This is a genomic window from Microbispora siamensis, assembly GCF_016863095.1.
GTDB classification, from domain to species: domain Bacteria; phylum Actinomycetota; class Actinomycetes; order Streptosporangiales; family Streptosporangiaceae; genus Microbispora; species Microbispora siamensis.
Map to the genome: position 1 here is coordinate 153,413 of NZ_BOOF01000017.1, position 24,256 is coordinate 177,668.

The 24,256-nt window shown below is 71.2% G+C and carries 23 protein-coding genes and 2 tRNA genes; 19 read left to right on the top strand and 6 right to left on the bottom strand.

The window, feature by feature from the left end:
* Positions 1–99 precede the first annotated feature (99 nt).
* Positions 100–1,002 carry a class A beta-lactamase gene (gene bla, locus Msi02_RS16805; protein WP_204049220.1) on the top strand — a complete coding sequence of 301 codons (903 nt, stop codon included), beginning with the start codon at positions 100–102 and terminating at the stop codon, positions 1,000–1,002.
* Positions 1,003–1,081: 79 nt separating this feature from the next.
* The gene (locus tag Msi02_RS16810) at positions 1,082–3,229 is read left to right on the top strand and encodes a transglycosylase domain-containing protein (RefSeq protein ID WP_308441809.1); all 2,148 of its coding nucleotides are present in this window, start codon (positions 1,082–1,084) and stop codon (positions 3,227–3,229) included.
* 10 nt (positions 3,230–3,239) lie between these two features.
* Here the strand turns inward: Msi02_RS16810 and Msi02_RS16815 are convergent, their stop codons facing one another.
* A complete protein-coding gene (locus Msi02_RS16815) occupies positions 3,240–3,581 on the bottom strand; it encodes an STAS domain-containing protein (protein WP_204049221.1) in 342 nt (113 codons plus the stop codon).
* 210 nt (positions 3,582–3,791) lie between these two features.
* On the opposite strand from Msi02_RS16815, the gene Msi02_RS16820 reads away from it, so the two are divergent.
* Both Msi02_RS16820 and Msi02_RS16825 read left to right on the top strand, forming a co-directional pair.
* A complete protein-coding gene (locus Msi02_RS16820; protein ID WP_079313800.1) occupies positions 3,792–4,319 on the top strand; it encodes a C40 family peptidase in 528 nt (175 codons plus the stop codon).
* A 19-nt stretch (positions 4,320–4,338) separates the two neighbouring features.
* Positions 4,339–7,635 (top strand): ATP-binding protein, encoded by a 3,297-nt coding sequence (locus Msi02_RS16825; RefSeq protein ID WP_204049222.1) that lies wholly within the window; start codon positions 4,339–4,341, stop codon positions 7,633–7,635.
* On the opposite strand, the gene Msi02_RS16830 is transcribed toward Msi02_RS16825, so the two are convergent.
* Positions 7,616–8,236, bottom strand: coding sequence for a hemerythrin domain-containing protein (locus Msi02_RS16830; RefSeq protein WP_204049223.1), 621 nt, complete (start codon positions 8,234–8,236; stop codon positions 7,616–7,618). The genes Msi02_RS16825 and Msi02_RS16830 overlap by 20 nt on opposite strands.
* A gap of 145 nt (positions 8,237–8,381) precedes the next feature.
* Here Msi02_RS16830 and Msi02_RS16835 point away from each other — a divergent pair, with 145 nt between their 5' ends.
* The 10 genes from Msi02_RS16835 to Msi02_RS16880 all read left to right on the top strand — a co-directional run bounded on the left by Msi02_RS16835 (position 8,382) and on the right by Msi02_RS16880 (position 13,130).
* On the top strand, positions 8,382–8,591 hold the full coding sequence (locus tag Msi02_RS16835) for a transposase (RefSeq protein WP_139579905.1): 210 nt from the start codon (positions 8,382–8,384) through the stop codon (positions 8,589–8,591).
* A 59-nt stretch (positions 8,592–8,650) separates the two neighbouring features.
* Positions 8,651–9,082, top strand: a complete 432-nt coding sequence (locus Msi02_RS16840; RefSeq protein ID WP_204049224.1) for a hypothetical protein — start codon at positions 8,651–8,653, stop codon at positions 9,080–9,082.
* Between the two features lie 119 nt (positions 9,083–9,201).
* Positions 9,202–9,274, top strand: a tRNA-Thr gene (locus Msi02_RS16845).
* Positions 9,275–9,454: 180 nt separating this feature from the next.
* Positions 9,455–9,528 (top strand) — tRNA-Met (locus Msi02_RS16850).
* A 79-nt stretch (positions 9,529–9,607) separates the two neighbouring features.
* Positions 9,608–9,772: a 50S ribosomal protein L33 gene (rpmG, locus tag Msi02_RS16855; protein WP_030510782.1), complete on the top strand. Its 165-nt coding sequence runs from the start codon at positions 9,608–9,610 to the stop codon at positions 9,770–9,772.
* A gap of 165 nt (positions 9,773–9,937) precedes the next feature.
* Positions 9,938–10,387 (top strand): MaoC family dehydratase N-terminal domain-containing protein, encoded by a 450-nt coding sequence (locus tag Msi02_RS16860; RefSeq protein ID WP_079313796.1) that lies wholly within the window; start codon positions 9,938–9,940, stop codon positions 10,385–10,387.
* A 2-nt stretch (positions 10,388–10,389) separates the two neighbouring features.
* Positions 10,390–10,818, top strand: coding sequence for a MaoC family dehydratase (locus tag Msi02_RS16865; protein WP_079313795.1), 429 nt, complete (start codon positions 10,390–10,392; stop codon positions 10,816–10,818).
* 70 nt (positions 10,819–10,888) lie between these two features.
* Entirely contained in the window at positions 10,889–11,242 is a 354-nt protein-coding gene (locus Msi02_RS16870) for a hypothetical protein (RefSeq protein WP_204049225.1), read from the top strand.
* 40 nt (positions 11,243–11,282) lie between these two features.
* Complete coding sequence (locus Msi02_RS16875) at positions 11,283–12,347, top strand: UDP-N-acetylmuramate dehydrogenase (protein WP_204049226.1); 1,065 nt, start codon at positions 11,283–11,285, stop codon at positions 12,345–12,347.
* 213 nt (positions 12,348–12,560) lie between these two features.
* Positions 12,561–13,130, top strand: a complete 570-nt coding sequence (locus Msi02_RS16880) for a TMEM165/GDT1 family protein (protein ID WP_204049227.1) — start codon at positions 12,561–12,563, stop codon at positions 13,128–13,130.
* Between the two features lie 11 nt (positions 13,131–13,141).
* On the opposite strand, the gene Msi02_RS44000 is transcribed toward Msi02_RS16880, so the two are convergent.
* Together Msi02_RS44000 and Msi02_RS16890 are read right to left on the bottom strand one after the other, a co-directional pair.
* Positions 13,142–16,006: an ATP-binding protein gene (locus tag Msi02_RS44000; RefSeq protein ID WP_275414148.1), complete on the bottom strand. Its 2,865-nt coding sequence runs from the start codon at positions 16,004–16,006 to the stop codon at positions 13,142–13,144.
* A gap of 117 nt (positions 16,007–16,123) precedes the next feature.
* Positions 16,124–16,291, bottom strand: a complete 168-nt coding sequence (locus Msi02_RS16890; RefSeq protein WP_179155022.1) for a hypothetical protein — start codon at positions 16,289–16,291, stop codon at positions 16,124–16,126.
* A gap of 207 nt (positions 16,292–16,498) precedes the next feature.
* Between Msi02_RS16890 and deoC the strand changes: the two genes are divergently transcribed.
* The 3 genes from deoC to Msi02_RS16905 all read left to right on the top strand — a co-directional run bounded on the left by deoC (position 16,499) and on the right by Msi02_RS16905 (position 19,980).
* On the top strand, positions 16,499–17,437 hold the full coding sequence (gene deoC / locus Msi02_RS16895) for a deoxyribose-phosphate aldolase (RefSeq protein WP_079313790.1): 939 nt from the start codon (positions 16,499–16,501) through the stop codon (positions 17,435–17,437).
* A 15-nt stretch (positions 17,438–17,452) separates the two neighbouring features.
* Positions 17,453–18,880, top strand: coding sequence for an aldehyde dehydrogenase family protein (locus Msi02_RS16900; RefSeq protein ID WP_204049229.1), 1,428 nt, complete (start codon positions 17,453–17,455; stop codon positions 18,878–18,880).
* A 224-nt stretch (positions 18,881–19,104) separates the two neighbouring features.
* Positions 19,105–19,980: an aldehyde dehydrogenase family protein gene (locus tag Msi02_RS16905; protein ID WP_204049230.1), complete on the top strand. Its 876-nt coding sequence runs from the start codon at positions 19,105–19,107 to the stop codon at positions 19,978–19,980.
* Here the strand turns inward: Msi02_RS16905 and rho are convergent.
* Together rho and Msi02_RS16915 are read right to left on the bottom strand one after the other, a co-directional pair.
* Positions 19,977–21,119: a transcription termination factor Rho gene (rho, locus tag Msi02_RS16910; RefSeq protein WP_204049231.1), complete on the bottom strand. Its 1,143-nt coding sequence runs from the start codon at positions 21,117–21,119 to the stop codon at positions 19,977–19,979. The genes Msi02_RS16905 and rho overlap by 4 nt on opposite strands.
* A gap of 255 nt (positions 21,120–21,374) precedes the next feature.
* Complete coding sequence (locus Msi02_RS16915; protein WP_204049232.1) at positions 21,375–21,953, bottom strand: LURP-one-related family protein; 579 nt, start codon at positions 21,951–21,953, stop codon at positions 21,375–21,377.
* Positions 21,954–22,131: 178 nt separating this feature from the next.
* On the opposite strand from Msi02_RS16915, the gene Msi02_RS16920 reads away from it, so the two are divergent.
* Both Msi02_RS16920 and Msi02_RS16925 read left to right on the top strand, forming a co-directional pair.
* On the top strand, positions 22,132–23,181 hold the full coding sequence (locus tag Msi02_RS16920) for an ABC transporter substrate-binding protein (protein ID WP_204049233.1): 1,050 nt from the start codon (positions 22,132–22,134) through the stop codon (positions 23,179–23,181).
* Positions 23,182–23,220: 39 nt separating this feature from the next.
* On the top strand, positions 23,221–24,255 hold the full coding sequence (locus Msi02_RS16925; RefSeq protein WP_079313784.1) for a FecCD family ABC transporter permease: 1,035 nt from the start codon (positions 23,221–23,223) through the stop codon (positions 24,253–24,255).
* The last annotated feature ends 1 nt before the right edge of the window (position 24,256 follow it).

Genomic DNA, 24,256 nt, shown 5'->3' on the forward strand with positions numbered 1-24,256 from the left:
TATCGATCGTCCGGTCATATGAATATTGGACTTGTTCCGAACACTTTGCTTTGCTCCTGCGTCTAACGCACCTGTGACGGACGAGAGCAAGGACATGCCATGACACGGACGCTGCCGGTTACGCTGAAAGCCGCCACGATCACGGTCTCCATCCTGGTCGGCGCCGTCCCCGCGGCGGCCCCGGCCGCCGCCGCGCCCCGGACGGACGTGGCCGCCGCGCTGCGCGCGCTGGAGACGTCGTTCAAGGGCCGCATCGGCGCGTACGCGATCGACACGGCGACCGGGAGGACGATCGGCTACCGGGCGGGTGAGCGGTTCGCGCTGGCCTCCACCTTCAAGGCGGTGGCCGCGGGCGCGGTGCTGGCCCGGACGACCGACCGGGAGCTGACGCGGAAGGTCGTCCACTGGACGGCCGGCGAGGTGAAGCCGAACTCACCGGAGACCGGCAAGCACGTGAAGGACGGCATGACCCTCGCCGAGCTGTGCCGGGCCGCGATCATCTACAGCGACAACACCGCGGGCAACATGCTGCTGAAGCGGATCGGCGGGCCGGAGGGGCTCACCCGCTACTTCCGCACCCTCAAGGACCCGATCTCCCGGCTGGACGCCTGGGAGACCGAGCTCAACGACTGGTCGCCGAAGCAGAAGCGCAACACCACCACGCCCGCTTCGATCGCCGGCGACCTGCGTGCGCTCACGCTGGGCGACGCGCTGGGTGCGAAGGACCGGTCCCGGCTGATCGGGTGGCTGCGCGACAACACGACGGGGGACGCCCGCATCCGCGCCGGGCTGCCCAAGTCGTGGATCGTCGGCGACAAGACCGGCACCGGCGGCACGTACGGCACCGCCAACGACATCGCCGTCGTCTGGCCGGCCGGGGACGCCGCCCCGATCATCATGGCGATCTACACCAACCGCGAGGCGGCCGACGGCGCCGCCGACAACGAGGTCGTCGCCCAGACAGCGACCGTGCTCGCGCGCGGCCTCGGCCGACTGCCGTAACACCGCAATACCGCGTTATGGGGCCGACCGCGCTTTACGGCCCCATAACCTTATCTATAGCCATTTGGGGGAGGATCGTGTGAACGCCACGGGGAAGGTGCTGCGTCTGGCCGCCATGGGAGCGGCGGCGGGCGTGCTGGTCGCGGGGATCGCGCTGCCGGCGGTGGGAGGCGCGGGCGTCGGGCTGGTGTCGGCCGTCCAGGACGTGGGCCTGGAGCCCCGGGACCTCGTCGAGCCCCCGCTGGCGCAGGTTTCGGTCGTGCAGGACGTGAAGGGCCACGAGATCGCGCGGTTCTACGAGCAGTACCGCGAGGTTGTCCCGCTCGACCAGATGGCCGACATCATGAAGACGGCCATCATCTCGATCGAGGACTACCGGTTCTACGAGCACGGCCCCATCGACATCGAGGGCACCGTACGCGCCCTGGCGAAGAACCTGCAGTCGGGCGGGGTGGCCCAGGGCGGCTCCTCCATCACCCAGCAGTACGTCAAGCAGGTGCTGCTCAACGCCGCCCAGACCGAGGCGGAGAAGAACAAGGCCCTGGAGGCCAGCTACGCCCGCAAGCTCAACGAGTTGCGGTACGCGATGGGCGTGGAGCAGAAGTACTCCAAGGACCAGATCCTGGAGAAGTACCTCAACATCGCCTACTTCGGCGCGGGCGCGTACGGCGTCGAGGCGGCGGCCAAGCGGTTCTTCGGGGTCAGCGCGAGCGAGCTGACGCTGCCGCAGGCCGCGACGCTGGCGGGAGCCGTGCAGGACCCCAACGCCACCGACCCCAACCTGGGCAAGACCAGCCGCGACCGGCTGCTGAAGCGGCGCAACGTCGTGCTCGACCGGATGGCCGAGCTGGGCAAGATCACCAAGGCGCAGGCGGCCGAGGCGAAGAAGGCCAGGCTCGGCTACAAGGGGACCCCGCTGCCCGGCGGTTGTGAGTCGAGCACGTATCCGTACTTCTGCGTCTACGTGCGCAACGAGATCCTCAGCAACCCCGACTTCGGCAAGACGGCCAAGCAGCGCCTGGCGTTCCTCAACCGCGGCGGCCTGACCATCAAGACCACGATCGACCCCACGATGCAGGCCGCCGCGGACAAGGCGATCAGGAAGTGGGTCCACCCCTCCGACAACCCGGTGGCCGCCGAGGCGCTGGTCCAGCCCGGCACCGGGGCGATCAAGGCGATGGCCGCGAGCCGTCCGTACGGGACGCGCAAGAGCAAGAACGAGATGTCCTACAACCTCGTGGCCGACGCCGCGCACGGCGGCGGCATCGGCTTCCAGGCCGGTTCGACCTTCAAGACGTTCACCCTGCTCACCGCGCTGGAGCAGGGCATGAAGATCAACGACGGGTTCAGCGCGGGCGCCGGCTACACCGCGCCGAGCTACTCGGCGTTCAAGAACTGTGCGGGCAAGCCCATCGGCGACCCGGGCCACACGGTCACGAACGACGAGGGGTCGCCCGGCTGGCTGACCCTGCAGACCGGCACCTGGCACTCGGTCAACACGTTCTTCATGATGCTGGAGCAGCGGGTTGGTCTCTGCGAGGTGATCAAGACGGCCAAGTCGCTGGGCATCCACCGCTCCGACGGCGCCCCGCTCCAGGAGTTCGAGACGTTCACGCTCGGCATCAACGAGATGGACCCGGTGACGGTCGCCAACGCCTATGCCGCGATCGGCGCGCGCGGCAAGTACTGCGCGCCGATGGCGATCACCCAGATCACCGACAGCACCGGGAAGACCACCAACTACAAGCCGAAGTGCCGTCAGGCCATCGACCCCGAGGTGGCGGACGCGGCGGCGCACGTGCTGTCCGGCGTCCTGACCAAGGGCACGATGGCGGCGGTCGGCGGCATCGGCCGCGACGCGGCGGGCAAGACCGGGACCAACGACCTGTCCTCCTCCGCCTGGTTCGCCGGGTTCACCCCCGACCTCGCCGGCGCGGTCAGCCTCGGCGACCCCCGCGGCACCTCGAAGTACAAGCTGAACGGCGTCACGATCGGCGGCCGTTATTACGGCTCGGTGTTCGGCGCCAGCGTCCCCGGCCCGATCTGGAAGGACACCATGCTGAGGGCCCTGCGCGGGGTGCCGGCGACGAAGTTCACGCCCGTCAACACCGAGCGGTTCGGCGGCTGTGGCGACAGCTGCCGGGGCCTGGTGTCCGTGACGCCTCCGACGGGGGGCAATGGTCCGACGGGAGGCGGCAACTCTCCGGTGACGATCCTGCCCGAGTGATCCTGCTCGATCAGCCGGAGTCGTTCAGCGCGTCGGCCGTGTCGAGGACGCGGAACAGCCGGGTCAGGTTCGTCCAGCGGAGGATCCGCAGCACCTGGCCGGCCGGCGCGATGAGGGCGAGGTCGCCGTTCCTGCCGCGCAGGTTGTGCACCAGGCGCACGAGCAGCCCCACGCCCGTGGTGTCGATGAACCGCACCTCGCTGAGGTCGAGGGCCAGCCACGGGCCGTGGGCCTCGATCTGGGTGAGCAGCGGCTCGCGCAGGTGCCGCACCGCGTGGAGATCCAGCTCTCCGCGCAGCCCGAGCACCCACCAGCGGGTGGGGGAAGGGGGTTGTGCCGTCCACGTCTCCACGGTGGTTCCCTTCGCTCTCCTTGGCGCCGGGGACCACCGGGGGAACGGGACGGGGAGGTCCGGGGGCGACCGACGAAGCGCTTCGACCGACACGCCGATGAACGTATGAACTGAGCTGCACTCAGGGTAACAATCCCCCTCCGGCGCGTCGATCAGATGAAGTAAAGCTTCCATGGCCAGAAGAGAGATGAGTGGCTATTGTCACGATCCATGGGGGTTAACCGTGCGCTGAGGCGGCGGCTGGTTCTGATCGGGGGAATCGTCGCGCTGGCCGCCGCGGGATCCGCGCCGCTCAACGAGGAACTGTCCAGGGCCGTCGAGGTCGCGTACGCCGCCCAGGGTGCCTTGCCGTACTCGTGGGGCGGGGGGCACGCGGCGCGGCCCGGACCGTCGAAGGGGACCTGCCGGGGATACAGCGGCTCGATCAAGCCCTGCCCGGCGAGCCGGACGCGCGGCTTCGACTGCTCGGGATTCACCCGCTGGGTGTACGACCTCGCGTTCGGCGGCGACGTGCTCGGCCCCGGCAACACCGACGCCCACATCGGCAGGCTGCGCCGCGTCGGCGTGCCGCAACCCGGCGACCTCGTCTTCTACGGCAGGCCCGGCAGAACCCACCACGTCGGGGTGTACGTCGGCGGAGGAAAGATGATCAACGCGTTCGCCACCGGGACGCGCATCCGCATGGACGACGTGTCCGTGCTGGATGACCTGCTCGGCTACTACCACTATCGAGCCTGATCTCTATGCTTGCCCCGTCATGGTAAGACTGCGGGTTTTGGGGCGGATCGCGGCGGAGGTCGACGGGCGCCCCGCCGACCTCGGGACCTCGCTCCAGCGCGCCGTGCTGGCCCGGCTGGTCTGCGCCCAGGGACAGGTGGTGTCGACCGACCGGTTCGTCGACGACCTGTGGAGGGGCCAGCCGCCGCCGCGCGCGCTGGGCGCGCTCCAGGTCTACGTCTCCAACCTGCGGCGGGCACTGGAGCCGGGCCGCGCCCCTCGCGCCCCCGCCCGCGTGCTGGTCACCGCTCCGCCCGGCTATCGGCTGGCGCTGGAGCCCGGCGACGTGGACGCCTGGCGCTTCCCCCGGCTGGTCGAGTCCGCCGCCGGCCTGCTCACCGAGGGGCGGCACGCGCGGGTGCTCGAGGTCGTGGACGAGGCGCTGGCGCTGTGGACCGGCCCGGCGTACGCGGAGTTCGGCGAGGAGGAGTGGGCCGTCCCCGAGGTGGTCCACCTGGACGAACTCCGGGCGGTCGCGGTGGAGTACCGCGCCGAGGCCGGGCTCGCGATCGGCCGCCAGGCCGAGGTCGTCCCCGAGCTGGAGCGCCACCTCACCGCCCATCCCCTGCGCGAGAACGCCGTACGGCTGCTCGCGCTCGCCTACTACCGGGCCGGGCGGCAGGGGGAGGCGCTGGCGGTCCTGCGCAGGACCCGCGACCTGCTGGCCGACCAGCTCGGCGTCGATCCCGGGCCCGCCCTGCGCGCGGTGGAGGCGGACATCCTCGGGCAGGCCGCGTCGCTCGACGCGCCCCCTGTGGTCCGGGCTCCCGTGGTCCCGGCTCCCGCGCCCCCTCAGGACCCCGAGCCCGTCCGCCTGGTCGGCCGTACGGCGGAGCTGTCCCGGCTGGCCGCCGCGGCGGAGCAGGCCCGAGCCGGTTTCCGCATCGCCTGGCTCGGCGGCGACGCGGGCTCGGGCAAGAGCACGCTCGCCGACGCGCTCGTGCGGCGCCTGGCGGCGGACGGCTGGCAGACCGTGGTCGGCCGCTGTCCCGAGACGACCGGCGGCGTGCCGCCCGCGTGGGCGTGGAGCGAGGTGCTGCGAGAGCTGTCCGCGACCTGCCCGCCAGAACCCGAGACCGCGGCCCGGCTGGCGCCGCTGCTGACCGACGACGCCGCGCCCGTGGGCCAGTTCTGGCTGGCGCGGGCGGCCGGCGACTACCTGGAGGGCGTTCCGGGACCGCTGCTGATCGTGCTGGAGGACGTGCACCGGGCCGACGAGGAGACCCTCCAGCTCCTGCGCCACCTGGCGGGCCGCCTGACGCGGACGCCGGTCCTCGTCCTGCTGACGCACCGGCCGGCCGAGGCGGGCGACGACCTCACGGCCACCGGGGCGGCGCTCGCCGTGCAGGCGGCGGAGAACATCACCCTGGGCGGCCTCGGCGAACCCGAGGTGGCCCGCCTGCTCGCGGAACGCTCCGGCACGCGGGTCGACGAGGCCACGGTGCGCACGGTCACCGAGCGCACCGGCGGCAATCCGCTGTTCGTGACCGAGACGGCCCGGCTGCTCGCGGTGGACGGCCCGTCGGCGGCCCACGCGCTGCCGCCCGGCGTGCGCGACCTCATCCGCCGCCGCCTCGCCCGGCTGCCCGCGACGGCCCGGACGACGCTGCGCAACGCCGCCGTCCTCGGCCGGGAGGCCGACGCCGACGTGCTGATCGCCATGCCGGGGGCCGACGAGGAGACCGTGCTCGACGGCCTGGAGGCGGGCGTGCTGTCCGGCCTGCTGGAGGAGCCGCGCCCCGGCCGCGTCCGGTTCGCCCACGTGCTCGTCCGCGAGACGCTGTACGAGGACATCCCGAGGCTGCGCCGTACGCGGATGCACGGCAAGGTCCTGGCGGCGCTCGAGCGGGTGCGCCCCGGCGACGTGGGAGCGCTCGGGCACCACGCGCTCGCCGCGGCGACGACCGCGACCGCCCTCACGGCGGCCGAGTACGCGGCGCGGGCCGCCGGCCAGGCGACCGCGCTGTACGCGCACAGGGAGGCGGCGGCGCTGCTGAAGGGCGCGCTGGGCGCCCTCGACCTGCTGAGCGAAGGGGCGAACGACGCGCCCACGGACGTCCGCCTCGACCTCCTGTGCCGCCTGGTGTCCGCGCAGGCGCACGCGGGCGACGTGATCACGGCGGTGCGCAACCGCACGAAGGCGCTGGAGGTGGCCCGCCGGACAGGCGATCGGGCGGCGGTGGCCAGAGCGGTCTCCTCGCTCGACGCGCCGGTCATCTGGACCATCCAGCCCGACCGCGCGCTCGACGCCGATCTCGTCGGGGCGATCGAGGAGTCGCTGCCCGCGGAGGCCGGGGAGCTGCGCTGCCGGATGCTCGTCGCCCTCTGCCACGCGCTCGAAGGACACGACCCGGAACGCATCGAGGCCGCCAGTGCGGAGGCGCTGGCGATCGCGGACGCCCTCGGCGACCTCCGCCTGCGCTGCATGGCGCTCAACGGCCGCTACTGGGTCTGCCTGACCCCGGACAGGCGGAACGACCTGGAGACGCTCGGACACGATCTGCTGGCCGCCTCGGCCGCCGCCGGGCTCCTCGGCTATCAGACGCTCGGCCATTTCTCGCTGCTCATGGTCGCGCTCAGCCGCAACGACTGGACCACCGCCCGCCGGCACGCCGACATGGCCATGGAGCTGTCGACGAGCGGCCAGCTCGGCCTCGCCCTCGGCATCCTCGCCTTCCTCGACGCCCTGCACCTGCTGGTCAGGGGCGAGTTCGAGCGGGCGGAGAGCGTCTACACGCAGCTCGGGGAGCAGCTGGCCCGCACCGGCGACGCCAACGGCGCGATGGTGGGGACGGTCGGCCGCTTCGTGGTCAAGCTGGCGGCGGGGCGGGTCCACGAGGCGGTGGAGGAGCTCGCCGCTCTGTGGGAACGCCTGCCGCAGGACGTGGGCGAGCTGTACACGCGGGCGCTCGCCGGTGCCGGCCGGCTGGAGGAGGCCCGCGCGGTGTGGGCCTCCGCGCGCGTCCCCCGCCGGGACTACTACTGGCTCGTGTTCATGTCTCTGCGCGCGGACAACGCGATCGCGCTCGGCCACCGGGCGGCGGCCGAGGAGTGCTACCGCCTGCTGCTGCCGTCCGACGGCGAGCTGGCCGGCCTGCACTCGGGCTCGGTCACGCTCGGGCCGGTCGCGCACACGCTCGGCGACCTGGCGGTGTTCCTCGACCGGCCCGGCGACGCCGAGGCCCACTACCTGCGGGCCGCCGAGGTCGCCCGGCAGGTCGGCTCCCCGCACTGGGAGGAGGCCGCCCGCCGGGCGCTCACGCGGCTCCGAAGATGAGCCGCTCGCGGCGGCGGTGGGCGCGGCGCAGCAGCGCCAGCATGACGACCAGGACGGGCCCGGCCAGCTTGCGCAGCTCAGCCAGCTCCTCCGGCCGCGCGTGCTGCTCGATCCTGGGCAGCTCGAAGCGCGGGTCGCCGCCCTTGCGCACGTGCTGCTCCATCTCCTCCCAGTCCTTGCCGGAGACGTGCCGCGTGATGATCGGGAAGATGGTGCGCTCCTCCTCCTGGATGTGCTCGTCGAGCAGGTCGGCCAGCCGGCGCAGCGGCTTGGCCAGCTCGGCCGGGTCGCCCGCGACCGCCTGGATCTCCTCCAGCAGCGGGTCGAGCTCGGAGTGGTCCTCGCTCAGCTCGCTCAGGTCGATCTCGGCGCCCGCCGAGCGGACGAGCAGCGGCCACAGGTGGTCGTCCTCCGCCTTGTGATGGTGGTGGATGCCGCGGCACAGCTTGGTCGCGTACTCACGGATGGCGGCGGCGCGCTCCGGGCCGCACGGCTGCCGGCCCGCGGCGATCTCGGCGGCGACGTGGGCGAGGCGCCGGGAGTCGGCGCGCATCGCCCGGTGCGCGATGCGGAAGCCCAGCAGGTTGGGGGTGTCGGACATCGGAAGACCCTTCGTGAACGTGGGGGACGGTGGTGCGTCACGCTCACTGTGCGCCCCGGCACTTGGGGTCGATTAAGACCCTACTTAAGACGATTCCCATGGGACGGGAGATAGCCGTGGGGAAAACCCGATAGCTTGTTCCCCTATGGACAGCCGATGGGTGGGACCGGACGGTTACGAGATCGTCCCCGCGTACCGCCGCGACCGCCAGGTGCTGCGGGTGCGGCGCAACGGTCAGGTGGTCGCCGACTGTCTCTCGGTCGAGGAGGTCGCCCGGTATGTCGATCTCGCCGACCTCTGCGAGGTGATCCCGCTGCCCGCCAGGGCGGGCGACGCCCGTACGGCCGTCAAATAGCCTGGTCACAGGCGTAACGGCGGCGGGCCCTGGGCACTCAGAGTGCCGAGGGGGAATCGATGCGCCTGCCTGTGTTTCCGGCTGTCAGCCTGTCTGTCACTGTCACCGTGCTCTGCCTCGCCGCCGGCGGCTGCGGGTCGGCGCCCACGGGCTCCGTGGCCGAGACGCCGGTGTACGTGCTCAATCTGCAGAACTCCGAGCGGGGCAGGGCCGAGCAGCGGCCGGCGAACCTCGTGCTCTCGGAGTTCAGCACGATGAGCGGGGTCACCTGGCGGACTTGGGGGCCGACCCGGGCGACCGGCGCGGGCAGGCTCAGCGGCACCTGGTGCCTGCCCGAGTGCGCGGACGCGCCGTACGCCGCCACGGTGACGCTGAGCAGCGTGATCCCGGTCAAGGGCAAGGGCTACTTCAGCCGGTACGCGGTCACGGCCGATGTGCCTGTCCGGCACCGTACCGAGGCGGACCTGTCCGGGGTGCTGCCGACACCCTGAGCCATGCCTCTGAACCGTGCCCCTGAACCGTGCGCCGGAGGGGAGATTCGAATTCGCGCACACCGCCGTGGCCGTGTATGGTTACACCTGTCCGCAGCGCGAGAGCGGCAGGCGGACCCGCCCCTATAGCTCAGTCGGCAGAGCGTCTCCATGGTAAGGAGAAGGTCAACGGTTCGATTCCGTTTGGGGGCTCTAGCCGGAAAGTCCTATCCAAGCAGTGTTTCTGACTGAGCGCTGCCGGGTGGGGCTTTCGGCTTGGTGGGGACTCCTCGTTCCCATCGGAAAGACCGACCTCGATCATGGCTGATCCCGATGCGCGAATAGCCGTACAGGTCGGGTATCCTTGCGTGGCCGGATCTGGTTTCCGGCCGAGGCGGAGTAGCTCAGTCAGGCAGAGCAAGCGGCTCATAATCGCTGTGTCGCCGGTTCAAGTCCGGCCTCCGCTACTACCCTGCCGGGCCACCTGAACAAGGGGGCCCCGGTGCGGGTTGTCCAGTAGTCCCGAACGCAGAAAGGCACTCCCACGTGGCTGCCGCAGACGTTAGGCCGAAGATCACGCTGGCCTGCCAGGAGTGCAAGCACCGCAACTACATCACGCGGAAGAACCGGCGCAACGACCCGGATCGGCTTGAGCTGAAGAAGTACTGCCCCAACTGCAAGACGCACCGGGCGCACCGCGAGACCCGCTAGGTCACGGCACGGACCGCACGCACTTCCGACACCGGCGTTCCCTTGCGGGGGCGCCGGTTTGTCGTGTCCGGCCGGTGTCGTGTCCGCACGGTGCGGGCCGGTGTTCGCCGGCGTGGGTCTGTTACGGTACGGCCTACCCAGCTCATCTCGAAGGAGCCCGGCCCGATGCCTTTGAACCGCGATTTCGTCGGGCGGACGTACGAGTCGTCCGCGCCCTACGAGGTCAGCCGTGTGAAGATCAGCGAGTTCGCCACCGCGATCGGCGACTCCAACCCGATCTACCACGACAGGCGGGCCGCCGTGGCCGCCGGGCACCCGGACGTCGTCGCGCCGCCCACGTTCCCCATCGTGTTCAGCCTTCTCGGGACCGGTGACGCGCTCGCCGACCCCGACCTCGGGCTCAACTTCGCGATGGTCGTGCACGGTGAGCAGAGGTTCGAGTACGAGCGGCCCATCCACGCGGGCGACGAGCTGGTCTGCACCTCGACCATCGCGGAGATCCGCAGCGTCGGCCGCAACGAGTTCCTGACCCTGCGCAGCGACGTCTCGACCACCTCGGGAGAGCTGGTCTGCCGGACGTACAACATCATCGTGGAGCGGGGAGGGGCGGCCTGATCATGGCGGCGACGGTCAAGTACGACGAGGTGGAGACCGGCCAGGAGATCCCGGCCGCCGAATACCGGGTCCGCCGGGTGGACCTGGTGAGGTACGCCGGCGCCTCGGGCGACTTCAACCCCATCCACTGGAACGAGCGGCACGCGAAGGCCGTCGGCCTGCCGGACGTCATCGCGCACGGCATGTACACGATGGCGCAGGGCGGCCGGTTCGTGACGGACTGGGCGGGCGACCCCGGCGCGGTGGTGGAGTACGGCGTGCGGTTCTCGTCCATGGTCGTGGTGCCGGACGACGACAACGGCGCGACGATCACGATCAGCGGGGTCATCGAGGACAAGCGTGAGGACAAGCGCGTCGTCGTCGCGCTGACCGCGAGGTCCGGCGACGCCCGCGTCCTGTCCAAGGCCCGCGCGGTGGTCCAGCTCTCCTGAGCACCCTCTCCTGGCCGGCCTCTGCCGACCGGCCCGATTGGCCGTGGCGGTGCTGGGTAGCGGTCGGATCGTGAGCGAGCGAGACATCGAAGCAAAGAACGAGCCGGTCACCACCCAGCGGGAGCGCGGCGACGTCGCCGGCGTCGCCGCGGAGACCCAGGACCCCGGCAAGGCCGGCGACGCCCACGGCGGCGCGATGCCGCGTCCACGGGCGCGGAACGCCAGGGAGGCCGCCGGAGCCGTGGGCCCTGAAGAGATCACCGAGGTCAAGCGGGACGTCGCTCCCGGCGGGACGATCGAGACCGCGCTGACCCCCTCGGGTGAGCCGTCGGTGGTCGCCTCCCAGCTGTTGTGGGACGGCAGCTCGGCCACGTCGAGGGTCGACGAGTCGATCGCCGAGGCGGAGCGCGAGGACCGCGGATAGCTATCCTGTTCGTCGGGATGTTCCGGGTGCGAGGAGACCGATGGCTGACCGGTTGGCAGGGGTGCCGCTCGCCCCGTACACCACGCTGCGTACGGGCGGACCGGCCCGGGCGTTCACGCAGGCGCGGACGCAGGACGAGCTGGTCGCGATCGTGGCCGAGGCCGACCGTGAGGGCGAGCCCGTGCTGGTGCTCGGCGGCGGCAGCAACCTCGTGGTGTCCGACGACGGATTCGACGGGCTCGTGGTGCGCGTCGCCACCCGCGGCGTCGACGTCACGTCCCGGAGTTCGCCGGCAGCGGACGGGCGGGCGCTGGTCACCGTGCAGGCGGGGGAGGACTGGGACGCCCTGGTCGCCCGCTGTGTGGCCGAGGGCTGGTCGGGGGTCGAGTGCCTGTCGGGCATTCCCGGGCTGGTGGGCTCCACGCCGATCCAGAACGTCGGCGCGTACGGGCAGGACGTCTCGCAGACCGTCGCCGCCGTCCGCGTGTACGACCGGGTGACCGGCGAGGTGGGGGACCTCACGGCGGCCGAGTGCGGCTTCGCCTACCGGCACAGCGCGTTCAAGCACGACCCGGACCGGCACGTGGTGCTGGCCGTCACCTACGCCCTGGAGCGCTCCCCGCTGTCGGGGCCCGTGGCGTACCGGGAGCTGGCCGCCCGGCTCGGGGTGGAGATCGGCGCGCGGGTGCCGCTGGCCGACGCGCGGGAGGCGGTGCTGGAGCTGCGGCGGGGCAAGGGCATGGTGCTCGACCCCGACGATCCGGACACGCGCAGCGCGGGGTCGTTCTTCACCAACCCCGTGCTCGGCCCGGAGGAGGCGGCGGCCCTGGCGCTGCGGGCCCCCGGCCATCCGCGCTGGGACCTGCCCGACGGCACGGTCAAAGTGCCGGCGGCGTGGCTGATCGAGAACGCCGGGTTCCCGAAGGGCTACGAGAAGGGCCGGGCCCGCATCTCGACCAAGCACACGCTGGCCCTCACCAACCCCTCAGGCGAGGCGGGCGCGGCCGAGTTGCTGGCGCTGGCCCGCGAGGTGCGCGACGGCGTGCACGAGAAGTTCGGGGTGTGGCTCGTCAACGAGCCCGTCCTGGTGGGAGTGCGTCTTTAGCTCGGATAAACTCGGAGGACACCGAAGGGGAGTAGTCCAGAATCCACTGATCGACACACTGGCGGTTCGTCCGCCCGGTCGTGGAGCCCTCGTGGCGGACGAGACCTTCGGCCCGACAGTCATGACCACATGCTGCCGGGCCGAAGTCGTGCCCGAACTCCCCGGGTGTCGTACGGCGGCCCGGTCGCACCTCCCCCGTAGGAAGGCGACCCCGTGCAAGCCCTCTGGATCTCGCTCGTCGTCATCTTCGTGGCCGAGCTGGGCGACAAGAGCCAGCTCATGGCCCTGACCTTCGCGACCCGCTTCAAGACGTGGCCGGTGCTGGCCGGCATCACCGCCGCGACCGCACTCGTCCACCTCTTCAGCGTCGGCCTCGGCAGGATCGTGGGCGACGCCCTCCCCACCACCGCCATCTCGATCATCGCGGGCCTCGCGTTCCTCGCCTTCGCGGCGTGGACGCTGCGCGGCGACGAACTCACCGAGGAGGAGAAGGGCAAGGCGGCCAAGACCACCCGCAACGCGTTCATCGCCGTCGCCGTGGCGTTCTTCCTCAGCGAGCTGGGCGACAAGACGATGCTCGCCACCATCACGCTGGCCACCCAGCACGGCTGGTTCGGCACGTGGGTCGGCTCGACCGTGGGCATGGTCGCCGCCGACGCGCTGGCCATCCTGGTCGGCCGGTTCCTCGGCGCGCGCCTGCCCGAGAAGTGGATCAAGTACGGCGCGGCCGCCGCGTTCGCCGTCTTCGGCGTGCTGCTGCTGGCCGAGCCGCTGTTCGCCTGACTCTCGTTCGTCTAATCGAGGAGGGACAGGCGGTGGGCCGCGGCGGCGGCCTCGCCCCGGGTCGACACGCCCAGCTTGGGCAGGATGTTCGACACGTGCACGCTGACGGTCTTGGCCGAGATGAACAGCTCGGCCGCGATGTCCCGGTTGCTGCGCCCGGCCGCCACCAGGCGCAGCACCTCCAGCTCGCGGGGGGTCAGGTCGGCCTGCCGTACGGGCTCGGACGGCGTGGCGTCGGAGAGAGGTGAGCCGACGCGGCGGGCCAGCGTCTCGATCTGGGTGACCAGAGGGGTGGCGCGCAGCGCGACCGCGAGCGGGCATGCCTCACGCAGGCGCGCCGAGGCCCCTTCGCGGTCGCCGCTCGCGGCGGTCGCCATGGCGGCGTGCAGCAGCGCCTTGGCCCGGACGTACGGACGGCCCAGCCGCTGCCACGCCTCGGCCGCGGCGTCGAACTCGCCCCGATAGACCAGCCCGAACGCCTCGTTCACCGGCCCGTCGCCCAGGTTGAGGGCCAGACGGTCGCCCAGCTCCCGCACGTGAGGCACCCGGTCGGGGGCGACCGGAGCCGCCGCGTCGCAGACGTAACGAACCGAGGCGAGCAGCCGCCCGGCGAGCATCGCCTTGCGCGTGAGCGGCGGGTCGTCAAGCGCCGCCTCCAGCACGTCGAGGGCCGTCAGCGGCTCGCCGCGCAGCATGTGCCAGGCGAGGACCAGGCGGGTATTGTTCGTCCACTCCTGCGTCTGCTCGTCCCGGTGCGGGGAGAAGGCACCGACCTCGGTGAGGATGTCCTGCGCCAGGTCCTCCTCGCCGCGCGCGATCGCGATGTCGGCCCGGACCCGCAGCATGTGCCACCGGTTGCGCAGGGTCGGACCCATCGTCAGGGACCGCTCGATGACCTCGATGGCCTCGTCCCACCGGCCGAGCGACTCCAGCGCCTCGGCGCGGTTGTTGGCGATGAACACCCCGTGCTGGCGGAACCTGCCGTACCGCCGGGCGAGCTTCTCGCCCTTCAGGGCGAGCGCCACGGCCTCCTCCGAGCGGCCGAGGTTGTCGAGGGCGTCGACGTTGTTCGCCAGGGCACGCAGGATGATCCGCGGTGCGCCGAGCCGGATCCCGATCTCCAGCGCCCGTTCGTTGGTCGCGAACGCGGTCTCCAGGTCGCCGTCGATGGAGTGGCCGAGCGCGAGGTTGATCAGGAGGTCGGCCTCCTGGACCTCGTCGCCCGTCTCGCGGGCGATGCGCAACGCCTCCTGGGTGAGCGCGGTCCCCTCGGCGATCTCGTCGGAGTTGATCAGCACTGTGCCCAGCCGGGTCAGCACGAGCGCGCGGATGTCGCCGGGCAGCGGGACCAGGCGTTCGGCGCGCCGCAGCTCCTCCAGCCCGTTGGTCCTGCCCTTCTGGTTCTTGATGTTCGCCAGGCGGACCAGCAGTTCGGCGACCCGTTCGGGGGAGGTCCGCTCGTCCAGCTCGGCGAGCGCGCCGCGCACGTACTTGGTGCTCTGCTCCATGTCGCCGCTGACGTACGCCGCCTCGGAGGCCCGCTCGAGCACCGTGCAGTGGTCGTGGCCGATCCGCTCGGCGGCGTCGGGGACCTTGTCCCACAGCGTCAGCACGCGTTCGAGGAGCTGGACCTGCTCGGTGTAGGCGAACGACTTGGCCGCCTTCTCGGCCGCCTCCCAGGCCGAGATCAGCGCCCACAGGTCGTCGCGGGCGGAGTACCAGTGGTGAGCGATCTCGATGGCCGCCCGGCCCGGGGGCACCAGGGTGCGGTCCCGGTCGATCTCCTCGGCGTACCGCGCGTGCATCCGCGCGTGCTCGCCGGGCAGCAGCTCGTCGTGGACCGCCTCGCGGATCAGGGCGTGCCGGAACGCGTACGCCCCGCCGTCGGCCACCTGCAGCACGTTGGCCGCGATGGCCGGCCGCAGCGCGTTCTCCAGGTCCACGTCGGACAGGCCGCTGACGGCCGCGAGCAGGCCGTGCCCGACGCGTACGCCACCGGCGGCGGCGACCCGGAGCACCCGCTGGGTCTCCTCGGGCAGCCGCTCCACCGAGCCGATGATCAGGTCGTGCAGCGAGTCGGGGAACGAGCACTCGTCGCCGCAGTCGAGCAGCGCCTCCACGAACAGCGGAATGCCGCCGCTGCGTTCGAAGACCCGGTCCACCCTGGCGAACTCGGGGGTCACCCCGAGGATCCCGGCCATCTGCGCGGCGACCTCGTCCTGGGTGAAGCGGGGCAGGTCCACCCGGACCACGCCGTCGACCCGCCCCAGCTCGGCCAGCACCGGCCGCAGGGGATGGGTGCGGTGCAACTCGTCCGAGCGGTACGTCATGACCATCAGGACGGGAGCCGACCTGATGTTGCGGCTGAGGAAGGCGATGAGGTCCCGGCTGGAGCGGTCCGCCCAGTGGATGTCCTCGATGACGAGCACCACCGGCCGCCGCTCGGCGAGGCGCTCCAGCAGGGCGAGGATCAGCTCGAACAGCCGGGCGCGGGCCGACTCGGTCTCCCCGTCGCCGCTCGGCTCGCCGAACTCGGGCAGCAGCCTGGCCAGGTCGCGGGCGGCGCCGTCGGGCAGCAGGGCGGCGACCTCGGCCGCGCCGCCCTCCCGGACGAGCTGCCGCAGCGCGGCGGTGAACGGCGCGTAGGCCAGACCCTCGGCGGACAGCTCCACGCAGCCCCCGACGAGCACGTGGGCGCCGTCCTGCGCCGCCTGCTCGGCGAACCGGCCGGCGAGGCGGGTCTTCCCCACGCCCGCCTCGCCGCCGATGAGCACCGCCGCGGTGATCTGCTTTCTGGCCTGGTCGTAGGCCTCGCCCAGGGTTTCAAGCTCCGCGCCCCGCCCGACGAAGACGGGGCTCACCGCCCGGCGTGTCATGTCCTCAAGCATGTCATGACCCTTTGCGTGGGTTCGCATGAATTTTTCGGAGCACCTGTCAGGGCGGCTGAAAGGCCCGGCCGGGAGGGAGGGTCCGGCCGGGCCTTCGTACGCGTTTCATGAGGTGCGGAGCTTGCCGAAGGCCGCACGCAGCCGGCGCTGGCCGGAGCGCTGCTGAGCCTTCCTGCCCGCCTGCGCCTGGCGGGCGCGGCGGTGCTCGGCGGCCTCCTCCTGGAGCTCGGTCGCCCGGCTGATCATTACCTGGTAGTGCAGTTCCGGACCCATCTCGGTGTCTCCTTGTTCGGGGTCTCTTTCCGTACTCCTCAAGGTTCGGTCTAAGGCGTGGTGCGGCACATCGGGCGGATGCCCTATCTCTGGCACCGGCTTACGGCATAGGACTTCTAAGGCGGGTAAGGCGATGCCTTAGGGACGCCGGGATCCCCGGGTTTGGAATCATTCCGACTGGTCGGGGATGCTGGTCTCGTGCCAACTATGACTACTCCGCTCGCGGAGGTCGCCTCCTCACCCTCGACGCTGCGGGCGTTCCTCCACGGACTGCCCGGGGTCGACCGGGTCGGGGCGGACGCCCGGGCCGCGATGCTGGGCACGCGATCCATCAAGACGACCGCCAAGAAGCAGGCCATCGACATGGCCATCGGAATGGTCGACCTCACCACCCTGGAAGGCGCGGACACCCCCGGCAAGGTCAGGGCGATGTGCGCCAAGGCGGTGCGGCCCGACCCAGCCGACGCGTCGGTGCCGCCGGTCGCCGCCGTCTGCGTCTACCCCGACCTGGTCGCGACCGCGGTCGAGGCCCTCGCCGGATCCGGCGTGAAGGTCGCGTCCGTCGCCACGTCGTTCCCCAGCGGCCGGTCCTCCCTGGAGGTGAAGGTCGCCGAGACGTCCCTCGCCGTGGCCGCCGGAGCAGCCGAGATCGACATGGTCATCGACCGCGGCGCGTTCCTCGCCGGCGACTACCTCAAGGTTTACGAGGAGATCGTCGCCACCAAGGAAGCCTGTGCCGACGCGCATCTGAAGGTGATCCTGGAGACCGGCGAGCTCGCGACGTACGACAACGTGCGGCGGGCCTCCTGGCTCGCGATGATCGCCGGGGCGGACTTCATCAAGACCTCCACCGGCAAGGTGTCGCCGGCCGCGACCCTCCCGGTGACGCTCGTCATGCTGGAGGCCGTGCGCGACTTCCTGGCCGCGACCGGCCGCAAGGTGGGCGTGAAGCCCGCGGGCGGCATCCGCACCACCAAGGACGCGATCAAGTACCTGGTGCTGGTCAACGAGACCGCCGGGCCGGACTGGCTGCACCCCGACTGGTTCCGCCTCGGCGCCTCCTCGCTGCTGAACGACCTGCTCATGCAGCGGCAGAAGATGGCCACCGGCCGGTACGCCGGTCCCGACTACTTCACGCTGGACTGAGGGCTGGACTGAGGCATGTTCGAATACGCACCCGCGCCCGAGTCGCGGGACATCGTCGACATCCGGCCGTCGTACGGCCTGTTCATCAACGGCGAGTGGGTCGAGCCGCAGGGCGAGGAGCGCCACAAGACCGTCAACCCGGCCACCGAGGAGGTGCTCGCGGAGGTCGCGTGGGCGGGGGAGGCCGACGTCGACCGCGCGGTCCAGGCCGCGGCCAAGGCGTTCCCCGTGTGGTCGGCCATGCCGGGCGCCGAGCGGGCCAAGTACCTGTTCCGGATCGCCCGGATCATCCAGGAACGGGCGCGTGAGCTGGCCGTCCTGGAGACGCTCGACAACGGCAAGCCGATCAGGGAGTCCCGCGACGTGGACCTCCCGCTGGTCGCCGCCCACTTCTTCTACTACGCGGGCTGGGCCGACAAGCTGTCGTACGCCGGGTTCGGTCCTGACCCGCGTCCGCTGGGCGTGGCCGGGCAGGTCATCCCGTGGAACTTCCCGCTGCTCATGCTGGCCTGGAAGATCGCGCCCGCGCTGGCCTGCGGCAACACGGTCGTGCTCAAGCCGGCCGAGACCACGCCGCTGACCGCGCTGGCGTTCGCCGAGATCTGCCGCCAGGCCGACCTTCCGCCGGGGGTCGTCAACATCGTCACCGGCGCGGGCGAGACGGGCGCCGCGCTCGTGAACCACCCCGGCGTGGACAAGGTCGCCTTCACCGGCTCGACCGAGGTCGGCCGCCTCATCGCCAGGAGCCTCGCGGGGATCCGCAAGAAGCTCACGCTGGAGCTCGGCGGCAAGGCCGCCAACATCGTGTTCGAGGACGCGCCGCTGGACCAGGCCGTCGAGGGCATCGTCAACGGCATCTTCTTCAACCAGGGCCACGTCTGCTGCGCCGGGTCGCGGCTGCTGGTGCAGGAGTCGGTCGCCGCGGACCTGCTGGAGGCGCTCAAGCGGCGCCTCGGCACGCTGCGGCTCGGCGACCCGCTGGACAAGAACACCGACATCGGCGCGATCAACTCGGCCGAGCAGCTCGCCAAGATCCGCGAGCTGTCGGAGGCCGGGGAGGCCGAGGGCGCCGAGCGGTGGTCGCCCGCCTGCCCGATCCCCGACCGCGGCTACTGGTTCCCGCCCACCGTCTTCACCGGCGTGGCCCAGTCGCACCGCATCGCCCGGGAGGAGATCTTCGGGCCGGTGCTGTCGGTGCTGACCTTCCGCACCCCCGCCGAGGCGGTGGAGAAGGCCAACAACACGCCGTACGGGCTGTCGGCGGGCGTGTGGACCGAGAAGGGCTCGCTCATGCTGTGGATGGCGTCCCGGCTGCGGGCCGGCGTCGTCTGGTCCAACACGTTCAACCGGTTCGATCCCACCTCGCCGTTCGGCGGCTACAAGGAGTCGGGCTACGGCCGCGAGGGCGGGCGGCACGGTCTGGAGGCCTACCTTGCGGTGTGATCATCCCTCCGGCAGCCCGTCCGGCCAGTCGTTCAGCAGGTGCGACGACGGGCAGCGCCGCCGCCTTATGCGCCGGGCCCGCGCGGGGGCCGGGGAGGGGTTCTCCCGGGGCCGCCGCTCCCGCCGCTTCGCCGTACGGCACGGCTGGTTCGCGCATCGCGGCGGCGTGTGCCGGTGCGGCCAGACCTATCAGCCGGCCCGTCCTCTGGAGATTGGAACCTTCGATGAGTGAGCGCACCGAACGGTTGAGCGTGCGCAAGACGTACAAGCTGTTCATCGGCGGCGCGTTCCCGCGTTCGGAGAGCGGAAGGTCGTATGTCGTGACCTCCTCCAAGGGCGACTTCCTCGCCAACGCGGCCAGGGCCTCGCGCAAGGACGCCAGGGACGCGGTCTCGGCCGCGCGGAAGGCGTTCCCCGGCTGGTCGGGCGCCACGGCGTACAACAGGGGCCAGATCCTGTACCGGATCGCCGAGATGCTGGAGGGCCGCCGCGCCCAGTTCGCCGCCGAGGTCGCCGACGCCGACGGAGTCTCCGCGAAGAAGGCCGGCGAGCTGGTGGACGCCGCGGTGGACCGGCTGGTCTGGTACGCGGGCTGGTCGGACAAGATCGGTGCGGTCCTCGGATCGGCCAATCCGGTGGCCGGGCCGTACTTCAACCTGTCGAGCCCGGAGCCGACGGGCGTGGTCGCGGTGGTGGCCCCGCAGGCGGGACCGCTGCTGGGACTGGTCAGCGTGATCGCGCCGGTGATCGTGACCGGCAACACCTGCGTGGTGGTCGCCTCCGAGCGCGCGCCGCTGCCGGCGATCACGCTGGCCGAGGTACTGGCGACCTCCGACCTGCCAGGCGGGGTGGTCAACATCCTCACCGGCTCGGCCGCCGAGATGGCCCCCTGGCTCGCGGGCCACATGGACGTCAACGGCGTCGACCTGACGGGCGCCGGCCCCGAGCTGGCCGTCACGTGTGAGGAACTGGCCGCGGAGAACCTCAAGCGGGTGCTCCGGCCGCCGGCCGATCGCGTGGACTGGCTCGCCGACCCCGGCATCGAGCGGATGACGGCGTTCCTGGAGACCAAGACCGTCTGGCATCCGATCGGGATCTAGCCTTTCGCCAGGGCCAGGAGGAGTTCGGCGTTCGAGCCGGTGTTCTTCATCGAGGTGAGGAAGCGTTCGAACGCCTCCTGGTCCTGCAACGCCCGGCGCAGCCGCCAGACCAGCGGCTGCTCCGCAGGGTGGAGCAGCAGTTCCTCGCGCCGCGTGCCGGAGGCGACGACGTCGACGGCGGGGAAGACGCGGCGGTCGGCCAGGCTCCGGCTCAGCTTCAGCTCCATGTTGCCGGTGCTCTTGAACTCCTCGAAGAGGTTGTCGTCCATCTTCGAGCCGGTCTCGACCAGCGCGGTGGCGAGGATCGTGAGTGAGCCGCCGTCCTCGATGTTGCGGGCGGCGCCGAGCACCTTCTTGGGCTGGTGCAGGGCACGGGCGTCCATGCCGCCCGTGAGCAGGCGCCCGCCGCTCGGCGCGGCCATGTTGTACGCCCGGCCGAGGCGGGTGATCGAGTCGATGAGCACGACCACGTCGCGGCCCGCCTCCACGAGCCGCTTGGCCCGCTCGACGGCGAGTTCCGCCGCGGTGATGTGGTCCTGCGGCGCACGGTCGAAGGTCGAGGCGGTCACCTCGGCCCGGACCGACTCGCGCATGTCGGTGACCTCCTCGGGCCGCTCGTCCACCAGGACGACCATGAGGTGGCATTCGGGGTGGTTGGTCGTAATCGCGTTCGCGACGGCCTTGAGGAACATCGTCTTGCCGGCCTTCGGCGGGGCGACGATCAGGCCGCGCTGGCCCTTGCCGATCGGCGCGAACAGGTCGATGACCCGCGTGGCGAGCACGTTGCGCGTCGTCTCCAGGCGCAGCCGCTCGTCGGGGTAGATCGGCACGAGGTCGGCGAAGTGCGGCCGCGCGGTGTCGACGGGTTCGCCGTTCACGACGGTGACGGCGGTGAGCATGCCGTTCTGGGCGACGCCGCGGACGTGGTCGCCGCGGCGCAGGTCGAGCGCGTCCGCGAGCGCGGCCGGGACGGTCACGTCCTTCGGGCCGGGCAGGTAGCCGTTCGTCCGGATCACCGTGTTCCTGCCCGCCCGGTCGAGCAGGCCGGTGACCTCGGTAGTCCGGGTGTTCTTCGTACGGGCCGGCGTGGTGCGGGAGACGCTGCGCGGCTTGGGAACGCTGAGAGTGCTGGTGGTCATGGGACTCCTTGAGTCTGGGATGTGCCGGTACAAGTGAGGTGGGAGATGGCCGATTCGGCCGGATCGGCGCAGCGTCTCAGCGCGCATGTCGGCCCGTGGTGCTTCGGCCGGTGGCTGAGAGGTGCTCGTGGAATACGTGCGATGCGCGTATGGGCTCGTCAGTGTTCACTGGCGGTCACCAGACCGCGGAGCCAGAACCATACGGCTTGTCGCTGACTATAACAGGCTCATGTGATCCGGCAATTCCCCCGTGGGTTATCGGGCCTGCAGGGCATCGAGCGCCACCGCCATGGCGATGACCAGGCGGCGGTCGAGGCGCGGGTCGCGGATGTCGATGGCGTACCGGTCGCGCAGGCCCCACCTGCGGTCCACGGAGAACGCGATCGAGGCGCCGATGCTGAAGTCGAAGTGGTAGGGCAGCCACTCCAGCGAGTCGGAGAACCGGCGCAGCAGGGCGACCGCGAGGTTCCGCTCCTGTCCGGTCAGCGTCGGCAGTCCCGGCTGCTGGAGGTGCCAGGTCGAGCGGAGCAGCGACCGGCGGAAATCCTTGCGGAACGTGCCGACGGGGTTCCCCGCGTCGTCCACCACGTCGTACTCGCCGGCGAGGTCGAGGACCTTGCGCGCCTTGAACCCGGCCAGCGTCGCCTGCCGGGACTCGTCGGTGTAGAGCGTCACCTGCTCCTTGAGGGCCATCCGCTTCTGCTCGGCGAAGGCCACGACCTCGCCCTCGGAACCGTCGGGGAGAGCCATATGGACGACGTACCTGTTCACCATCACGGTGATCTTCTGGCGCAGGTACAGGCGGGTCTGTGCCTGCAGGGTCGCTATATCCATATGAGACTCCAAGGACGGTCTTTTGCCTCCCTATATGCCCTCTTCCAGAAGAAGATCACCAACGAGATGCGCGCTGGACGACTTCAGTGACCATAACCACACTTTTCGGGCTTGATGAAACCAGGGAAGATCCCTATAAGGTAAGGCTTACCTAATCACTCTCGGCAGGGAGCCCTGTATGTTTCTCCGGCACCGCGGTATCGGTCTCGGTATCGGCGCCGTCGCGGTCGCACTCTCACTGGCTGCCTGCGGCACCTCCTCCGGCACCGGCACCGGCGCCGACACAGGTAAGCCCGCCGCCGAGGCCGCCAAGAAGGCCGTCGCCAAGGGCGGCGAGGACTTCGGCACCGCCGCGGAGAAGACCGCCGCGATGGGCACCGCCGCGAAGCCGGGCGAGTGGCCGCGCACCGTCACCCACGCCATGGGCACGACCGAGATCAAGGCCCCGCCCACCCGGGTCGTCGTCCTGGACGTCGGAGAGCTCGACAACGTCGTGTCCCTCGGCGTCAAGCCGGTCGGCTTCGCGCCCAGCGAGGGCTCTCCCGAGCTGCCGTCCTACCTGAAGCAGGACGCCGGAACCCCGAAGAACGTCGGCACCATCAACAACCTCAACCTGGAGGCGATCGCCGGGCTGCACCCGGATCTGATCCTCGGCAGCCAGTTGCGCGCCGCCGACCAGTACGACGAGCTGTCGAAGATCGCCCCGACCGTGTTCTCCATCCGTCCCGGCTTCACCTGGAAGGAGAACTACCTCCTCAACGCGGCCGCCCTCGACAAGACCGAGGAGGCCAAGGCAAAACTCGCCGAGTACGACCGCAAGGTGAAGGACCTCGGCGCGAAGCTGGGCGACGACAAGCCCGTCGTCTCGATGGTGCGTTTCCTGCCGAACGGCGTGATCCGGCTCTACGCCAACGCCTCCTTCATCGGCACCATCCTCCAGGACGCAGGCGTCCCGCGCCCGGCCAACCAGAACATCCCCGACCTCGCCGCCGAGGTGAGCGCGGAGAACATCGACCAGGCGGACGCGGACGTCATCTTCACCGGTGTCTACGGCGATCCGAAGGCCACCGACAAGTCGGCGGTCCAGGGCAATCCGCTGTGGAAGAACCTCAAGGCGGTCAAGGCCGGGCACGCCTACGAGGTCCCGGACGAGACCTGGTATCTCGGCCTCGGTGTCACCGCCGCCATGGAGGTCGTCGGGGATCTGGAGCGATACCTCGCCGGATAGGCGCACGCGGTCCCTCCCCGGCTCCGAGAAAGCGAACGAATGTCCCGTGCCACCCGACGCCGCATCGGCCCGACGGCCGGGGGCGCGCTCCTGCTGGTCCTCACCGGACTGCTGGTGCTCGCCGTGCTGCTCAGCCTCGCGGTGGGCAGCCGCCAGATCGCGCCGAGCGTGGTGGTGGACGCCCTGATACATGGTGGGGTGCACGGCGGCGGCAGCGACGACGCCCAGGTCGTACGGGCGTTGCGGGTGCCGCGCACCCTCATCGGGGTGATGGTGGGCGTCGCCCTCGCCGTGGCCGGCACCGTCATGCAGGGCATCACCCGCAACCCCATCGCCGAGCCCGGCATCCTGGGCGTCAGCCAGGGCGCCTCGGTGGGCGTGGTGTGCGCGATCGCGTTCCTCGGAGTGCACTCGCTGAGCGGTTATGTGTGGTTCGCCTTCGCAGGGGCGGGGATCGCGGCGGTCGCGGTCTACGTCATCGCCAGCGGCGGGCGCGGCGGCGCCACCCCGGTCAAGCTCGCCCTGGCAGGCACCGCGATGAACGCCCTGCTCGCCTCCGTGGTCTCCGGCATCGTGACGACCGACGCCGAGGCCCTGGACGAGTTCCGGTTCTGGCATGTCGGCTCGATCAGCGGCCGGAGCGCCGAGATCGCCGGTCAGACCTGGCCGTTCCTCCTCGCGGGGCTGCTGCTGGTCGCCGCGACGGCCCGGGGACTCGACGCGCTCGCGCTCGGGGAGGACGTGGCCGCGGGGCTCGGCCACAACGTCCCCCTGCTGCGGATCCTCGGAGGTCTCGGCGCCACCGTCCTGACCGGCGTCGCGGTCGCCGCCGCCGGTCCGATCGCCTTCACCGGCCTGGCCGTCCCGCACATCGCGCGAGCGCTCGTGGGCACCGACCACCGCTGGGTCCTTCCCGCGGCGGCCCTGCTCGGTCCCGTGATGCTCCTGGTCGCGGACGTCCTCGGCCGCGTCGTCTTCCCGCCCTCGGAGGTGCCGGTGGCCGTCATGACCGCACTGCTCGGCGTACCGTTCCTGATCGCACTGGTACGCAGGAAGGCGGTGGTGGCGGCGTGAC

Bases quoted from the DNA above. Each gene is read 5' to 3' on its own strand.
- bla (WP_204049220.1), top strand. From the start codon at position 100: ATGACACGGACGCTGCCGGTTACGCTGAAAGCCGCCACGATCACGGTC.
- Msi02_RS16820 (WP_079313800.1), top strand. From the start codon at position 3,792: ATGGGGGTTAACCGTGCGCTGAGGCGGCGGCTGGTTCTGATCGGGGGA.
- Msi02_RS16825 (WP_204049222.1), top strand. From the start codon at position 4,339: ATGGTAAGACTGCGGGTTTTGGGGCGGATCGCGGCGGAGGTCGACGGG.
- Msi02_RS16830 (WP_204049223.1), bottom strand. From the start codon at position 8,236: ATGTCCGACACCCCCAACCTGCTGGGCTTCCGCATCGCGCACCGGGCG.
- Msi02_RS16835 (WP_139579905.1), top strand. From the start codon at position 8,382: ATGGACAGCCGATGGGTGGGACCGGACGGTTACGAGATCGTCCCCGCG.
- Msi02_RS16840 (WP_204049224.1), top strand. From the start codon at position 8,651: ATGCGCCTGCCTGTGTTTCCGGCTGTCAGCCTGTCTGTCACTGTCACC.
- Msi02_RS16860 (WP_079313796.1), top strand. From the start codon at position 9,938: ATGCCTTTGAACCGCGATTTCGTCGGGCGGACGTACGAGTCGTCCGCG.
- Msi02_RS16865 (WP_079313795.1), top strand. From the start codon at position 10,390: ATGGCGGCGACGGTCAAGTACGACGAGGTGGAGACCGGCCAGGAGATC.
- Msi02_RS16875 (WP_204049226.1), top strand. From the start codon at position 11,283: ATGGCTGACCGGTTGGCAGGGGTGCCGCTCGCCCCGTACACCACGCTG.
- Msi02_RS44000 (WP_275414148.1), bottom strand. From the start codon at position 16,006: ATGACACGCCGGGCGGTGAGCCCCGTCTTCGTCGGGCGGGGCGCGGAG.
- Msi02_RS16890 (WP_179155022.1), bottom strand. From the start codon at position 16,291: ATGGGTCCGGAACTGCACTACCAGGTAATGATCAGCCGGGCGACCGAG.
- deoC (WP_079313790.1), top strand. From the start codon at position 16,499: ATGACTACTCCGCTCGCGGAGGTCGCCTCCTCACCCTCGACGCTGCGG.
- Msi02_RS16900 (WP_204049229.1), top strand. From the start codon at position 17,453: ATGTTCGAATACGCACCCGCGCCCGAGTCGCGGGACATCGTCGACATC.
- Msi02_RS16905 (WP_204049230.1), top strand. From the start codon at position 19,105: ATGAGTGAGCGCACCGAACGGTTGAGCGTGCGCAAGACGTACAAGCTG.
- rho (WP_204049231.1), bottom strand. From the start codon at position 21,119: ATGACCACCAGCACTCTCAGCGTTCCCAAGCCGCGCAGCGTCTCCCGC.
- Msi02_RS16915 (WP_204049232.1), bottom strand. From the start codon at position 21,953: ATGGATATAGCGACCCTGCAGGCACAGACCCGCCTGTACCTGCGCCAG.
- Msi02_RS16920 (WP_204049233.1), top strand. From the start codon at position 22,132: ATGTTTCTCCGGCACCGCGGTATCGGTCTCGGTATCGGCGCCGTCGCG.
- Msi02_RS16925 (WP_079313784.1), top strand. From the start codon at position 23,221: ATGTCCCGTGCCACCCGACGCCGCATCGGCCCGACGGCCGGGGGCGCG.